Annotated in this window: 9 protein-coding genes; 4 read left to right on the forward strand and 5 right to left on the reverse strand. The window is 71.9% G+C overall.

The window, feature by feature from the left end; all coding sequences use genetic code 11:
• Positions 1-3: 3 nt before the first annotated feature.
• The 4 genes from PU704_RS08950 to PU704_RS08965 all read right to left on the reverse strand — a co-directional run bounded on the left by PU704_RS08950 (position 4) and on the right by PU704_RS08965 (position 8,442).
• Positions 4-1,404: an MFS transporter gene (locus PU704_RS08950; RefSeq protein ID WP_369821334.1), complete on the reverse strand. Its 1,401-nt coding sequence runs from the start codon at positions 1,402-1,404 to the stop codon at positions 4-6.
• Between the two features lie 407 nt (positions 1,405-1,811).
• On the reverse strand, positions 1,812-3,053 hold the full coding sequence (locus PU704_RS08955) for a heparan-alpha-glucosaminide N-acetyltransferase domain-containing protein (RefSeq protein ID WP_277551049.1): 1,242 nt from the start codon (positions 3,051-3,053) through the stop codon (positions 1,812-1,814).
• Complete coding sequence (locus PU704_RS08960; RefSeq protein WP_277551050.1) at positions 3,050-7,117, reverse strand: Pls/PosA family non-ribosomal peptide synthetase; 4,068 nt, start codon at positions 7,115-7,117, stop codon at positions 3,050-3,052. Before PU704_RS08960 ends, PU704_RS08955 begins: the two co-directional genes overlap by 4 nt.
• Before the next feature lie 362 nt (positions 7,118-7,479).
• The gene (locus PU704_RS08965) at positions 7,480-8,442 is read right to left on the reverse strand and encodes an alpha/beta hydrolase family protein (RefSeq protein WP_277551051.1); all 963 of its coding nucleotides are present in this window, start codon (positions 8,440-8,442) and stop codon (positions 7,480-7,482) included.
• Between the two features lie 158 nt (positions 8,443-8,600).
• On the opposite strand from PU704_RS08965, the gene PU704_RS08970 reads away from it, so the two are divergent.
• Positions 8,601-10,100: an amino acid permease gene (locus PU704_RS08970; RefSeq protein WP_380112505.1), complete on the forward strand. Its 1,500-nt coding sequence runs from the start codon at positions 8,601-8,603 to the stop codon at positions 10,098-10,100.
• Between the two features lie 216 nt (positions 10,101-10,316).
• On the opposite strand, the gene PU704_RS08975 is transcribed toward PU704_RS08970, so the two are convergent.
• The gene (locus tag PU704_RS08975) at positions 10,317-11,039 is read right to left on the reverse strand and encodes a sirohydrochlorin chelatase (RefSeq protein ID WP_277551052.1); all 723 of its coding nucleotides are present in this window, start codon (positions 11,037-11,039) and stop codon (positions 10,317-10,319) included.
• A 152-nt stretch (positions 11,040-11,191) separates the two neighbouring features.
• On the opposite strand from PU704_RS08975, the gene cobA reads away from it, so the two are divergent.
• The 3 genes from cobA (at position 11,192) to PU704_RS08990 (ending at position 14,808) form a co-directional block, all read left to right on the forward strand.
• Positions 11,192-12,214 carry a uroporphyrinogen-III C-methyltransferase gene (cobA, locus tag PU704_RS08980; RefSeq protein ID WP_277551053.1) on the forward strand — a complete coding sequence of 341 codons (1,023 nt, stop codon included), beginning with the start codon at positions 11,192-11,194 and terminating at the stop codon, positions 12,212-12,214.
• Positions 12,204-13,040: a uroporphyrinogen-III synthase gene (locus PU704_RS08985; protein ID WP_277551054.1), complete on the forward strand. Its 837-nt coding sequence runs from the start codon at positions 12,204-12,206 to the stop codon at positions 13,038-13,040. The genes cobA and PU704_RS08985 overlap by 11 nt, the downstream gene beginning before the upstream one ends.
• 976 nt (positions 13,041-14,016) lie before the next feature.
• Positions 14,017-14,808 carry a glycosyltransferase gene (locus tag PU704_RS08990; RefSeq protein ID WP_277551055.1) on the forward strand — a complete coding sequence of 264 codons (792 nt, stop codon included), beginning with the start codon at positions 14,017-14,019 and terminating at the stop codon, positions 14,806-14,808.
• The last annotated feature ends 1 nt before the right edge of the window (position 14,809 follow it).

Consider the following 14,809-nt stretch of genomic DNA (forward strand, 5'->3'; position numbering starts at 1 on the left):
GGCTCAGATGTGGCTGTCGCCCATCTCCGTGCCCGGGCGCAGATAGCAGGCCCAGGTCACCGCCAGGGCCACCACGTAGAACGCGACGAAGCCGTAGAACGCGGCGCTGTAGGCCCCGGTGGTGGTGTTCGAGAGGTTCAGCGCCTGCGGGATCAGGAACCCGCCGTACGCGCCGACCGCGCCGATCAGCCCCAGGGCGGCCGAGGCCTTGCGCTCGGTGGAGACCGCGGCGTCCTGCTGCCGGCGCAGCCCCAGCACCCGGTAGATCGAGGGGATCATCCGGTAGGTGGAGCCGTTGCCCATGCCGGCCGCGGTGAACAGCAGCAGGAACAGGCCCAGGAACAGCCAGAAGTCGGCCAGCGGCAGGGTGAGCACCACGGCCAGGGCGAGCAAGGCCATGACCGCGAACACTCCCACCGTCACCGGCGCGCCGCCGAAGCGGTCCGCGAGCCGCCCGCCGTAGGGGCGGGAGACGGACCCCACCAGCGGCCCGAGGAACGCCAGGGACAGCGCCGCCGCACCCACGGCGAAGGAGGAGAAGCCGGGAAAGGTGTCCGCGATGAGCTTGGGGAACACGCTGGAGAAGCCGATGAAGGACCCGAAGGTGCCCACGTAGAGGAAGGACATCACCCAGAAGTGGGGCTCCCGCACCGTGGCCAGGGACCCGGCCACGTCGCCCTTGGCGTGGGAGAGGTTGTGCATGTACCTCCGCGCGCCCCACGCGGCGAAGAGGATGAACGGCACCCACAGCCACCCCGCGACCGAGAGTCCGGTGGCCCCGAGGGCGACGAGCGAGACGGCGATCGGGACGACCAGCTGCGCCACGGCCGTGCCGAGGTTGCCGCCGGCCGCGTTGAGCCCCAGCGCCCAGCCCTTCTCCCGCACCGGGTAGAAGAAGGTGATGTTGGCCATCGAGGACGCGAAGTTGCCGCCGCCGAAGCCGGCCGTGGCCGCCAGCAGCAGCATGACCGCGAACGGGGTGCCGGGATTGCCGACCGCCAGCGCCAGGCCCACGGTGGGGACCAGCAGCAGCAGGGCCGAGACGATCGTCCAGTTCCGGCCGCCGAACCGGCCGACCATGAAGGTGTACGGGATCCGCAGCGTGGCCCCCACCAGCGAGGGGATGGAGATCAGCCAGAAGATCTGCGAGTCGCTGAAGGGAAAGCCCGCGCCCGGCAGGAACACGACCGTGATGGCCCACAGCTGCCAGACGGCGAAGCCCAGGAACTCCGCGAGGATCGACCACGTGAGGTTGGTGCGGGCGATCGGACGGCCGGTGCTCTCCCAGAACGCGGGGTCCTCGGGGCGGTAGCCGTCCAGCCAGCGGCCGGGCCGCTCGCGCAGCGCCAGCGGGGGCACCGGCGCGGACGGCCGTGCCGCCGTCACGGACGGGTCGGGGTGCAGCTCTGAACTCACGGGGACCTCCTGGCGGGGCGGATGCGGTGCACGGCGGCGTGCGATGCCCCCACCGTAGGAATCCCGTGTTTCGCCCCCCGACGGCAGGAGTAACGCCTCGGTGCACTTCCGCTCACAGCACGGGGATCACCCCTGTGAGCCCCCGGTGCGCGCCCCGTCGAGCGCAGAGTCCCCCATCAATCAGTGCCTGACCGACGCCCCGACTCCCCCACGTTGCCCGCGGCAGGCACCGAGTCCCCCATCAACGACCGACTGGCTTAGCACCCCGACTCCCCCCACATCGTCCGTGCCAAGCACCGAGTCCCCCATGGGCTCGCAATTCCCCCCGATCGATCCGGGGGAATTGCGAGCCCATGGGGGACTCGGTGGTCAGGTGGGGGGCTCGGGGGGCTTGCTCAGCGGCTCGGTTCCGCCGGGGGGCGGGCCGCCACCCTGCGGGTGATGCCCTTGGAGACGCGGGCGACGAGCTTCTCGAGCGGGCCCTGTCCCACCGCCCGCTGCCAGGCCACGGCCAGCAGTCCGAAGACCACCAGCTGCATCCAGAACCAGAACCCGGGCGCGAGGTCGTAGACACCCGTGGCCAGGAACAGCAGGTGCAGCGTGTACAGGGTGAAGGTCATGGACCCGGCGGCCGCCAGCGGGGTGAGGGCCTTGCCGATCAGCCGGGCCAGCAGCAGGAAGGCGCCGAGCGCGAAGACGGCCATGCCCAGGCTGACGAACAGCGCCGCAGGGGTGTTGCTGTGCGGGGCCGGAACGGTCAGCCACCACAGGGTGGTGGTCGGCAGGGACGGCTCGGGGCCGAAGACCAGGATGGAGTCGATCTGCTCCTCGGACATCCAGGGGGTGGCGGACCAGATCCGCTCGTAGACCCCGAAGACCAGCAGCGCCACCATGGACACCGTCCAGGCGAGCAGGGCGGTGGCCGCGCCCACGCCCACCAGCCACAGCTGCACCTTCCGGCTGGTGAGGTTCATCCGGCCCAGGGCCAGGCCGGCGAGCAGGTAGCTCATGTACGGCAGGGCCGGGTAGGTGCCGGTGAGCAGCAGCTGGGACAGGACGGTGACCGGCTCGGTGACCAGGTTCCACAGCGTGGGGTTGCCGTAGACGTGGGCGGGCAGCACCTCCAGGGACCACTGCATGAGGAACGGGGAGAGCACGGCGAACAGCACCGAGGCCGCCAGCAGGTGGCGGATCCGCAGGCCCAGGAACGGAATGGCCAGCAGGAAGAACATCCCGTAGTAGATGAGGATGTTGTTCACCGGCGGGGCCACGAACCCGACGAGGAAGCCGACGAGGGCGATCACCGCGGCGCGGCCCACGAGTCCGGCCCGGTCCCCGGCCAGCCGCCGGCCCTCGTGCGGGGTGCGGCCGCCGGAGAGGAAGGCCAGGCTCACCCCGGCCAGGGTGGCGAACAGCGCCGCCGAGTGCCCGGCGAACAGGGACCAGCTCAGCGAGGCCCGCCCGGCCTCCTCGTCCCAGACCGGCATGGTGTGCACGGCGACCATGCCCAGCAGCGCGAAGCCGCGGGCGGCGTCCACGCCGACCAGCCGGCGCTTGGTGCGCCGCCCGGCGGGGCCGGGGACGTTGAGCACCGCGGTGCCCCCGCCCCGGGTGGTGGTGGGGTCGACGGCGCTCACCGGTTCGATCCCCCGCCGCCCACGAGCTCGCCGGCCGGGACGTGCAGCGGCCGGATCGGGTTCCCGCCCCAGGTGCTGCCGGCGGGCACGGTCTCCTGGGCCATCACCAGGGAGCCGGGGCCCACGGTCGCCCCGGCCTCCACGGTGCTGCCCGGGAGGACGAAGCTGTTCGGGCCCAGCGTGGACCCGGCCTCCATGGACACCGGCTGCAGCCGCATGATGCGGTCGTGGAACAGGTGCGTCTGGAGCACGGTGCCGCGGTTCACGGACACGCCGCGGCCGAGGTGGACCAGGTCGAACTCCGGCAGCCACCAGGTCTCGCACCACACGCCGCGCTCGATCCGCGCGCCCATCAGCCGCGCCCACACGTTGAACACCGGGGAGCCCACGGCCAGGCGGATCAGCCCGGGCACCGCCAGGGACTCGGCGAAGGTGTCGGCGAGCTCGTTGCGCCACACGAAGGAGCTGAACAGCGGGCGCTCGCCCTCGCGGAAGCGGCCCATGAGCGCCCACTTGACCATCACGGGCACCAGCGCGGCCAGCACGCCGGCGGCGAGCACCACGGGCGTGGCCCACAGCAGGGCCGAGACGATGCCGTCGAGGCCGCCCCCGGCGCGCATGTAGACGGTGGTCAGGACGTAGACGATGGCCAGGTCAATCCATGCGGTGACCATGAACGGCACGGCCCGCAGGGACTCCACGAGCGTTCGCGCCACGAGCAGCCGCCGGCGCGGCCGGTAGGTGACGTCCTCGTCGGCGGCGTCGCTGACCCGGCTGATCGGCTCGGGCATCCGGCCCAGCCAGGAGGTGCCGGCCTCGGCGTGCTCCGGGGCGGAGGAGAGCACGGCGATCAGGGAGTCCGCCGGGACGTCGCGCTCGGGTCCCACGATCCCGGAGTTGCCCACGAAGGAGCGCTCCCCCACGGTCGAGCGGCCCACGTGCACCCAGCCGAAGCCGGTGCGCGCGGAGCTGACCAGGGAGTGGTCGGCCATGAAGGAGCCGGACTCGAAGGTGGTCAGGTGCGGGAGGGTCTCCACGGTGGAGATCTCCACCTGGTTGCCCACACGGGCGCCCAGCAGCCGCAGGAAGAACGGCGTGGCGATCGAGGCGTAGACCGGATAGGTCGACACGAGGCTCTTCTGCAGCAGCACACCGGTCAGCCACACGGCCCAGGCCGCGCTCCCGTCGGCGCGGTGGTGACCGGGGGTGATCAGCCCGGCGAGCAGGCGCACCACGGCCACGAGCAGCGCGAGGTAGACGAGGGCCGTGAGCACGGCGAAGACCGGCACCCACAGGGCCAGGACCGGGAAGACGCGCTCGTAGAGCTCGATACCCTGGACCTGGGTGAACACGATCAGGGCGCCGGGGACCACGGCGAGCACGGGCAGGAGCCCGACGGTGCCGAGCCCCAGGGCGTAGAGCAGGCCGTTGCGGAACCCGTGGGCGTGCCCGGGGGCCGGCTCCGGCCAGCTCGCGCCGGCGGGACCGAGGTCCTCGAGCGGGGAGCCGCCCTGCAGCCGCCCGGCGGGGACGGTGCCGGTGACGTGGGAGCCGGGGTCGACCTCCGCGCCGTCCTCGACCACCGCGCCGGGGCTGAGCAGCGTGCGGGTGCCGATCCGGGCGTGCGCGCCCACGGTGACGCCGTCGAGGTGGAGGACGTCGCCCTCGAGCCAGTAGCCGGAGAGGTCGACCTCGTGCTCCACGGCCGCGCCGTCGCCGATCGAGGCGAGCCCGCTGACCGGCGGCAGGGTGTCGAGGTGGGCGCCGCGGCCCACCCGGTTGCCGAGCAGGCGGAAGAACAGCACCATCACGGGGGTGCCCATGAGGGGTTCGAACTTGTTGAAGATCAGCACCCGCTCGGCCATCCAGACCCGCAGGTGGGTCCAGGAGCCGCGGGCGTGGGCGCCGGGGCGCAGCCGGAAGGTGAGCAGCCGGATGAACAGGGCGGTGAGCACCAGGCGGCCGGGCAGGGCGAAGAGCACCAGCCAGCCGACCACGAGCGGCAGCAGCGGCGGGTTCGGCACCCACGTGGCGCCGAGCAGGTTGAACAGCAGCCACACCACGATCGCGGAGCCCAGCACGTAGCGCAGCCCCGAGACGGCGTAGAGGCCCGCCAGGAAGGGGACCTGCACGAGCCCGTTCCAGCGCGGGGTGTCGGCCACCTGCCGGGTGCGCGCGGCGTCCTGGGCCGCGACGTCGACGGGGGCGAGCCCGGCGAGGTACTCGTGCATGCCGGTCAGAGTGGGGTGGCGGTAGATCTCCGCGATCTCCGCGTCCGGGTAGCTCCGGCGGATCTCGGAGACCAGCTTGGCCACGGCCACGGACGTGCCGCCGAGGGCGAAGAAGTCGCTGTCCTCGTCGATGGGCAGCGGGCCCAGCTGATCGGCCCACAGGGCGGCGAGCCACTCGAGCTCGGCGTCCACCGGGGAGCCGACGGCGTCCGCACCGTCGGTCGGCAGCGGCCAGGGCAGGGCCTTGCGGTCCACCTTGCCGGAGGTCTTCAGCGGCAGCTCGTCCATCAGCGCGAGCGCGGGCACCATCTGGCCGGGGAGGCGGTCGGCGAGCAGGCTGCGGGCCTCCGGGAGGTTCACCGAGCCCGGGGCGTCGGCCACCAGGTAGCCGACCAGGATCTGGTTGCCGGCGGGGGTGGTGTGCACCGCCGCGGCGCCGGCCTGCACGCCGGGCAGCCGGCTCATCTGCTCGTCGATCTCGCCCATCTCCACGCGGCGGCCGGAGATCTTGACCTGGTCGTCGGCGCGGCCCACGAAGACGATGCCCTCGGGGTCGGCGCGCACCACGTCACCGGAGCGGTAGGCCCGCTCCCAGCCCAGGGTGTCCATCGGCGCGAACTTCTCGGCGTCCTTGGCGGGGTCCAGGTAGCGGCCCAGCCCCACGCCGCCGATGATCAGCTCGCCCTCCTCGCCCCAGCGCACGGGGTTGCCGGCGGGGTCGACGACGGCGAGCTCCCACCCGGGCAGCGGCAGGCCGATGCGCACGGGCGGCTCACCGGTGAGCACGGCGCCGGTGGCGATGACCGTGGCCTCGGTGGGCCCGTAGGTGTTCCAGACCTCGCGGCCGGGGTGGACGAGGCGGGCGGCCAACTCGTTGGGGCAGGCCTCGCCGCCGAAGATCAGCAGGCGGATCCGGCTCAGCGCCTCGGCCGGCCACATGGACGCCAGGGTGGGCACCGTGGAGACGGCGGTGATCCCCCGCTCGACCAGCCAGGGGCCCAGGTCGGTGCCCGAGCGCACGACCGCGCGCGGAGCCGGGACCAGGGCGGCGCCGGAGCGCCAGGCCAGCCACATCTCCTCGCACGAGGCGTCGAAGGCCACCGAGAGCCCCGCCATGACCCGGTCGCCCGGGCTCAGCGGGCGCCGGGGCAGGTACAGCTCGGCCTCGGCGTCCACGAGGGCGGCGGCCGAGCGGTGGTTGATCGCCACGCCCTTGGGCTTGCCGGTGGAGCCGGAGGTGAAGATGATCCAGGCGTCGTCGCCCGTGCCGGGCTCACGGCAGTCCGCTCCGGGGCGGACGCCGGTGCGGGTCTCCAGGGCCAGGCCGGCGCCGTAGACGGCGCACACCGAGGCCTCCTCCCACACCGTGACCGCGCGCTCGTCCGGGTCGTCGAAATCCACCGGCACGTAGGCGGCCCCTGCGAAGATCGTGCCGAGGATCGCGACGTAGAGGTCCACGGACCCGGAGGGCACGCGGATGCCCACCCGGTCCCCGCGCCCGATGTCGAGGTCCCACAGGCGCTGGGCCTGCGCCTCGACGCGCTCGAGGAACTCGGCGTAGCTGAGCACCGTGGTCCCGTCGTCGACCGCCGTGGCGTCGGGGTGCCGGGAGACGGTGTCCATGACGACGTCCACCAGGGTGCGGGGCGCCGGGGCGGACTCGACCGGGAAGACGGCGCGGCCCGGGACCTGCGGCAGCGACTGCGTGTGCAGGGCCCGGTCGAGCAGCTCGGCGTCCTCCTGCGGGTCGTGGTCCGGGTTCCGGTCCTCGAGCAGGTGCCGGCCGCCCCCCGAGCGGGTCGAGCCGCTGCGCATGGTCGAGCGCACTGTCATTGATGTCCCCCATCGACGTTCACGCCGCTGCGGATCTGGCAGCGGCTGTGTCGGCGGGACGCAAGAACCCACAGGGCCGGTGGTGTCGGTGTGGAAGGCGCTCCAGGAGCGGGGCGCCGGGTCGGCGCACCGCGAAAGAGTCGTTGTCTCGGCTCGATGCCCCCGCACCGGCCTTCCCCCTGCGTCGGTCCCCGCCGACATATTTCTTCTCTACGGCACCGTACGGGCGGTCATATGCTATTGCAAGCCGGTGAGGGCGGGGCGCCCCGTCCGCGCCCGGCCGGACCCACCCCCGGCCGCGTCGTTGCAGGCCGGACCGGGATCCGGGAGAGATGGATCACGTGCCCGGCCGCACGCCCGGCTCAGTCCTCGGCCGCGGTGAGGACCTCGCCGAGCACCCGCGCCTCGGGGAGCTCAAAGTGGTCGACGCCCTCCCGGTAGCGCACGCTGGTCCGCCGGTAGCCGGCGTCCTCGTAGTGGGCGTGGCCGGCGGCCGCCGCCGAGAGCGCGTCGAACGGGGCCCTCGGGTCGGAGCCGTCGTCGTCGAGGCCCACGTCCCAGTGCAGCAGCAGGTTCTCGAGCTGCTCCTCCGTGGGCCGGGAGGAGCCCGTGGCCGGGTCCCCCCCGCCGCCGGTGAGCACCGCCCCGCCGCCCTGCAGGAAGTCCACGCGGTCGGCGAGCAGCTCGTAGCTGATGAACTCCGCCCCGCCGGAGTAGCCGTGCAGCCAGGTGCGGGAGCGGTCGACGTCGTAGACGGGGAAGATCTCCTGCTCGGCCAGGGCCAGGAACCACTCGGCGTTGCCGTCGAGGTCCTCCCACCACGTGGGCTCGCCCTGCCGGTCCGGGGTGCGGGGTGCCACGAGCACCGCGTTGTGGCTGCGCGCCACCTCCGCGAGGCAGGAGACCTTGTGCTGGGGGTTGTGGAACTCGTAGGCGCCGTCGCCGTGGAGGCGGAAGACCACCCCGACCGGCCGGCTCCAGTCCACGCCGTCGGCGAAGACGTGGTAGCTGCTGGTCACCCCGTCGTGCTCGAAGGCCACGTTCATCCGGTCGGACGGCCCCTCCTGCAGGCGCACGCCCCCGGAGAGCACCGGCCCGTCGCTCAGCGGCCCCCGCTCGCCGCGGGGCGCGACACTCACGCCCTCCAGTCCGTAGGGGGCGCAGGAGATCTCCTCCTCGGCCGTCGGCGCAGGGTCCCACGCCCAGCGGGCCCCGAGCGTGGCGGCGAGCAGGAGGAGGGCGGAACCGGTGAGAAGGGCCACAACGGCCACCCAGCGGGACGGGTGGCGTGCGCCCTGCTGCCCAGGTCCGGTCTGCGATTCCACCCGCCCATCGTACGGGGACGCCCTGTGGCGCGGCTCCGCGCCGATTTCCCCTCTGCAATCTCTGCACCCATAATCGGCCAGGACCGTTCGGGGGGGACGGCGCCACCGAACCTCCTCCTGCCGTGATCCGTCCACCGCACCAGAGGAGAAGATTCCGCGTGACCACCACCGCACGCCCTCGGGCCGAGCAGAGCGCGCCTGCGACCCAGGCGCAGCTGCAGTCCCAGGAGAAGCTGCGCCGCAGCCTCAAACCGCGCCACCTGACCATGATCGCGCTGGGCGGGGCCATCGGCACCGGCCTGTTCGTGGCCTCGGGCAACACCATCGCCACCGCCGGCCCGGGCGGGGCGCTGCTGGCCTACGTCGTGATCGGCTTCATGGTCTTCCTGCTGATGCAGAGCCTGGGCGAGATGGCCACGTACCTGCCGGTCTCCGGCGCGTTCGAGGAGTACTCCACCCGCTTCGTCAGCCCGTCCTTCGGCTTCGCCATCGGCTGGAACTACTGGTACAACTGGGCGATCACCGTGGCCGCCGAGCTCGTGGCCGCCGCGCTCATCATGCGCTACTGGCTGCCGGACGTCCCGTCCTGGATCTGGTCCGGGGCGTTCCTGCTCATCCTGTTCCTGCTCAACGCCCTGAGCACCCGCGCCTACGGCGAGAGCGAGTTCTGGTTCTCCCTGGTGAAGGTCGTCACCGTGGTGATCTTCCTGGTGCTGGGCATCCTGATGATCGTGGGCATCCTGGGCGGCGAGTCCCCCGGGTTCGAGAACTGGACCACCGGCGAGGCGCCCTTCGTGGGCGGTGGGCTGGGCATCCTGGCGATCTTCATGGTGGCCGGCTTCTCCTTCCAGGGCACCGAGCTGGTCGGCGTGGCCGCCGGTGAGGCGGAGGACCCCGAGAAGAACGTGCCCAAGGCCATCCGGACCGTGTTCGTGCGCATCCTGCTCTTCTACGTGGGCGCGATCACCGTGATCGGCTTCCTCATCCCGTACACCAGCCCCAACCTGCTCACCAGCGACGTCGAGGACATCTCCATCTCCCCGTTCACCCTGGTGTTCGAGAACGCCGGCGTGCTGGCGGCCGCCTCGGTGATGAACGCGGTGATCCTCACCGCCATCCTCTCCGCCGGCAACTCCGGGCTCTACGCCTCCACCCGCATGCTCTGGGCCCTGGCCGACGGCGGCAAGGCGCCGCGCTTCCTGGCCAAGGTCAACCGCCGCGGCGTGCCCATGAACGCGCTGCTCGCCACCACCCTGGTGGGCGGGGCGTCATTCCTCACCACCTTCATCGGGGACGGGGACGCCTACGTCTGGCTGGTCAGCGCCTCGGGCCTGGCCGGGTTCATCGTGTGGATGGGCATCGCCTGGAGCCACTACCGGTTCCGCAGGGCCTACACCGCCCAGGGCCACGACCTGGCGGACCTGCCCTACCGGGCGCGGTTCTTCCCGCTGGGCCCCATGATCGCGCTCGCGCTGTGCGCCGTGGTGATCCTGGGGCAGAACTACCAGGCGTTCCTCGGCGAGGTGGACCTGACGGCCGCCCTCACCGCCTACATCGGCCTGCCGCTGTTCCTGGCCCTGTGGTTCGGCCACAAGCTGGTCACCGGCTCCAAGATGGTCCGCTACGAGGACGCGGACCTCACGCGCGTCCGGGACTGACCCGCCTCCCGCCGAGTCCCCCACGCCGCGGCACTCCACCCGCGCGTCGAGTCCCCCACATCGAGTCACTCCATCCGCCGAGTCCCCCATGAGCTCGCAAGTCCCCCCGTCCGATCGGGGGGACTTGCGAGCTCATGGGGGACTCAGCGCATGCAGAGGGGGCTCGGGGCATCCAAAGGGACTCACGCGGGCGCCAGGGTTCGGCGAGTGCGGGGGTCAGGACACCGAGCGGTAGCGGGAGACCACCACGTCCACGAGTTCGGGCGGGACCTCCCCCTCCGGCACGGCCAGGGGCTCGGCGTCCACGTCCGCCCCGGCGGCACGCGAGAGGTCCAGGAAGTAGCCGGGGGCCAGGAGGTAGTTGGCGACGACGACGCGGCCCCCGTCCGCCAGGCCGGCCCGGGCGGACGCCACCGCCTCGGCCACGCGGGGGCGGGCGGCGGCCAGGTAGGACACGGCCACCGGACGCGCCAGCTCCTCGCCCAGCAGCTCCGCCACCGCGGCGCAGTCGGCCACCGCCCGGCGGTCCGAGGAGCCGGCGGTGGCCAGCACCACGGCGTCGGCCTCCCCCAGCGGGGCCCCGGCGGCCGCGCAGGCCTCGTGCACCCGGCGGGCCAGCAGCCGGGCCAGCGCCCGGTCCGGACCCAGGGCGCCGGAGACCCGGTGGAGCTCGTCGGCGGCCACCGCCTCGGCCACGTCCACGTAGACGTGGTAGCCGGCCGAGAGCAGCAGCGGGACCACCACGGCCGGGCGCCCGGCGTACTCCTCGGTGCGGGCGGCCAGGTCCGGGGTCTGCACGTCGACCCATGTGGGGACCACCTCGGTCCCGGGCAGCTCGGCGGCGACGGCGTCCACCAGGCGGGACACGGCCGCGCGCCCGGCCGGGGACCGGGTGCCGTGGGCGCAGGCCAGCAGGACGGGGGCATCGGAGGTGCTCATGCGCCCAGCCTAGAAGCGCCGGGCCGCACGAGCAGGTGCCGTCACAGGGCGTCACACAGCAACCAGGCTGTAACACGGATGCCCCACTCTGGTAGGGGCGCGACCATGGCATGCGTGCTTCCCCGATCCCCGCTCTCCCCCTGGAGGACCCCTTGCTCCTGACCGCCGACCTCGCCGACGTGCCGGTGCTCGTCCTCGGGGACCCGCACGAGGCCCGCCGCGCCCACCGGCGCTACGCCGCGGCCGGCGCCGACGTCCGCGCCGTGGCCGAGCCGGCCCTCCTCTCCGCCGCCGACGTGGCCGGGGCCGCCCTGGCCGTGGTCGTGGGCCCCGCCCCCGGGCGCTGGCGGGACGCGCTGCGCCGGGCCGGGGCCCGCGTGCCGGTGGTGCAGGAGCCGGCGGCCCGCACCGGCGGCCGGGTGAGCCTGGTCGGCGGCGGCCCGGGCGCCGACGACCTGCTCACGGTGCGCGCCGTGAGCGCGCTCCAGGACGCCGACGTGGTCTTCGTGGACCGCCTGGCCCCCGCCGGCGCCGTGGCCGCCGCGGCCCCCGGCGCCGAGATCGTCCCGGTGGGCAAGACCCCGGGCCACCACCCGGTGCCCCAGTCCCGGATCCAGGAGCTCATGGTCGAGCACGCCCTGGCCGGGCGGTCCGTGGTGCGCCTCAAGGGCGGGGACCCCTACGTCTTCGGCCGCGGCGGCGAGGAGCTCGCCGCGTGCGCCGCCCACGGCATCCCGGTGGACGTGGTCCCCGGGATCACCAGCGCGGTCTCCGTGCCCGGGGCCGCCGGGATCCCGGTGACCTTCCGCGAGGTCTCGCGGATGTTCACGGTCGCCTCCGGCCACGTCCCCTTCTCCGAGGCCGAGCTGACCCACTTCGCCGGGCTCGGCGCCGCCGGCGGCACCCTCGTGGTGCTCATGGGCGTGGCCACCCTCCCCCACCTCGTGGCCGGCCTCGTGCGCTCCGGGGCGGACCCGGCCACGCCGCTGGCCGTGGTCGAGCGCGGCTTCACCGACCGGCAGCGCTCCACCGTCAGCACGCTCGCGCACGCGGTCGAGGACACCGCGGCGGCCGGCTGCGGCTCGCCCGCCGTCGTCGTCATCGGGCCCGTGGTCCGCCTGGCGACCGCGGAGCGGGACGCGTTCCTCGCCGAGGTGACCGCCCATGGCTGCTGAGCAGCTGCCCCTGGCCGGGCGCGTGGTGGGCGTCACCGCGCACCGGCGCTCCGAGGACCAGATCGCCGCGCTCGAGCGCCGCGGCGCCCGGGTGATCCACGCCCCGGCGCTGAAGGTCGAGCCGGTCGGCGAGGACGCCGGGCTCGCGGCCGCCTCGCGGGCCATGTTCGACGCCGGTCCGGACCTGGTGCTGCTGACCACCGGCTACGGGCTGCGCCGCTGGCACGACGCCGCCGAGGCGCAGGGTTTCGACGCCGACCTGCTGCTGTGCCTGCGTGAGGCCGCCGTGTACGTGCGCGGGCCCAAGGGCCGCGGGGCGGTGCGCGGGCTGGGCCTGGAGGACGCGGGCATGTCCGCCGACGAGACCACCGAGGGGCTGGTGGACCTCGTGCTCGCCGAGCACGGCGGGGACCTCGCCGGGCGCACGATCGGGCTGCAGCTGCACGGCATCGCCGACGTCGTCCAGCGCCGCCGGCTCACCGACGCCGGCGCCAAGGTGCTGACCGTGACCCCCTACCGCTGGGCCTCCGCCGACGACGCCGGACAGGTGCCGGTGCTGGTGCGCGAGGCCGCCGCCGGTCGGGTGGACGCCGTGACCTTCACCGCCGCCCCGGCCGTGGACGCGCTGTTCAGCACCGCCGAGGAGATCGGGCTGCACGAGGAGCTGCTGGACGCGTTCCGGCGGGGCATGCTCGCCGCGACCGTCGGGCCCGTCACCGCCGCCCCGCTGCTGGAGCTGGGCATCGAGCCGCTCGTGCCAGAGCGGTTCCGGATGGGCGCGATGCTCAAGCAGCTCACGGACGCCCTGTCCGGTGTGACTCGCTGATGCCCGTGCACGGACGTGGGCCCTATTGCCGCTCTTGAGCCGTGCCCGGCTCCTGCCCAGATGTGTCGTCGTCACAAATTCGACTTGGACAGTGGATCGTGGTGGCTATATCGGGGATAGCAACAACCGGTCGTCCTGATCGCATCGCAACGCATCAACAGTAGAGCGTTGTCGGTTTGAGCATGCAAATGCAGCACATGATCTTGTGCCTTGCCAAGGCGATGTCTCGCCTTGGCACCTGCAACACATCGTCACGTTGCTCGCTGCAGAAGGCATGCAGCTCCCACCGTTGAGGGGACAAGCAAGAAATACTTTGTCCCCGCATTTAGTGACATCTGGCGGCACATCGGCCGAGTCCCACGGTCGAGAACGGGCACTCAGCCACATTTGCTACCTCAAACTCATTCGTAGTGATAAACCGCCGTGAATGCGTCGCCATAGTGCTCCTAGGCATGCGTGCGCAAATCCTGCAAGCTCGCAACAAGTTGGTTCATCCGGGGGGAAGGACCAATCGACCTTCGTTGACGGGTCGACAACGGTTCAAAGGGGCTTACCGTGATTTTTCTTATTCGATTCATTATGCCCGCTTGTGTATTTCGCGATATGCGCCTACGTCGGCGTACCTTTTTTGGCGTCCTTGAGCTTAGATTGACGCGTTGGGATCAAGCCCATGCCGCATTGACGCCGTGGCCGACTTCAATGCCGCATCTACTGCATGATCTGACCCTTCGGTCGAGCCACGGCCACGAGGGGTCAGCGTCAGACCAGCTGACTTTTCTAGTCACTGCCTAAGCCAACGAGTGATCTCGCGAACGAATGGCCCTCCGTTTCGTCGTGTCGTCTTCGACACCACGTGAGCTACTGCGGCGCATTCACAGCCCATTCCTCAGTCCCCTCAAACATCCAGTGGCTGCTTGCTGCCCGGCCGAGCACTCTTGCACCCGCCATTTCCACGCCTCATGTCCGAAAGGAGCCGATGATGGAAACCAAGACCAAAGTGGTCGTCCATCCACCACTGCCCGCGCCGACGACCTTCAGGATGTCCCCAACGCGGCCGCGATCGACGGTGGATCTCGAAATCATCGTGCCGGCCTACAACGAGGCGGAGCGGATTTCAACGACGCTGCTCAGGACCACGGAGTACCTAGAACTCCAGCCTTGGAGCTCGCGTGTCGTCGTCGTGGACAACGGAAGCTCCGATGATACCGGGAGCGTAGTCCGGCGCTTGTCCCGGGAGATGCCCGGGCGAGTTCCGATCTCACTTATTGGATGCGGGCGTCCTGGAAAGGGCGCGGCGGTCCGTCGAGGAATTTTGAGCGGTACATCCAGGTTTACCGGGTTCTTCGACGCGGACATGGCTACTCCCGTGGAGACCTTGGGGGTAGCCCTCGAACATCTGGAAATGGGTGCGGCCGCAGTCATCGCGTCGCGGCACTGTCCAGGATCCAGCTTTGTCCGCCACCAGCGCTGGGGGCGGCGGCTCGGCGGCATGGCCTTTCGCGCCCTGACGCGCTCGATGGTCCATGACGTCCATGACACGCAGTGCGGTTTCAAATTCTTCGACCGGCGAGCGATCAACCAGGCGCTGGTGCAGTGCCGAACCACAGGATTTGCCTTCGACGTTGAGCTGCTGCATCGACTCCAGTGCGAGGGCGGACGCATCATCGAAGTGCCCGTTGCATGGACCGACCATCCCTCCTCCACTTTTCGTCCTTTTCGAGACGGTGCCGCCAGCTTCAGCTCCGTTCTGCACATGCATAAGGGGTAAA

Source organism: Kocuria oceani (assembly GCF_029524215.1).
Lineage (GTDB): Bacteria > Actinomycetota > Actinomycetes > Actinomycetales > Micrococcaceae > Kocuria > Kocuria oceani.

What these genes read in the sequence shown, in the direction of transcription:
- PU704_RS08960 (WP_277551050.1), bottom strand. Translation starts at nt 7,117, where the DNA reads ATGACAGTGCGCTCGACCATGCGCAGCGGCTCGACCCGCTCGGGGGGC.
- PU704_RS08975 (WP_277551052.1), bottom strand. Translation starts at nt 11,039, where the DNA reads ATGAGCACCTCCGATGCCCCCGTCCTGCTGGCCTGCGCCCACGGCACC.
- PU704_RS08985 (WP_277551054.1), top strand. Translation starts at nt 12,204, where the DNA reads ATGGCTGCTGAGCAGCTGCCCCTGGCCGGGCGCGTGGTGGGCGTCACC.
- PU704_RS08990 (WP_277551055.1), top strand. Translation starts at nt 14,017, where the DNA reads ATGATGGAAACCAAGACCAAAGTGGTCGTCCATCCACCACTGCCCGCG.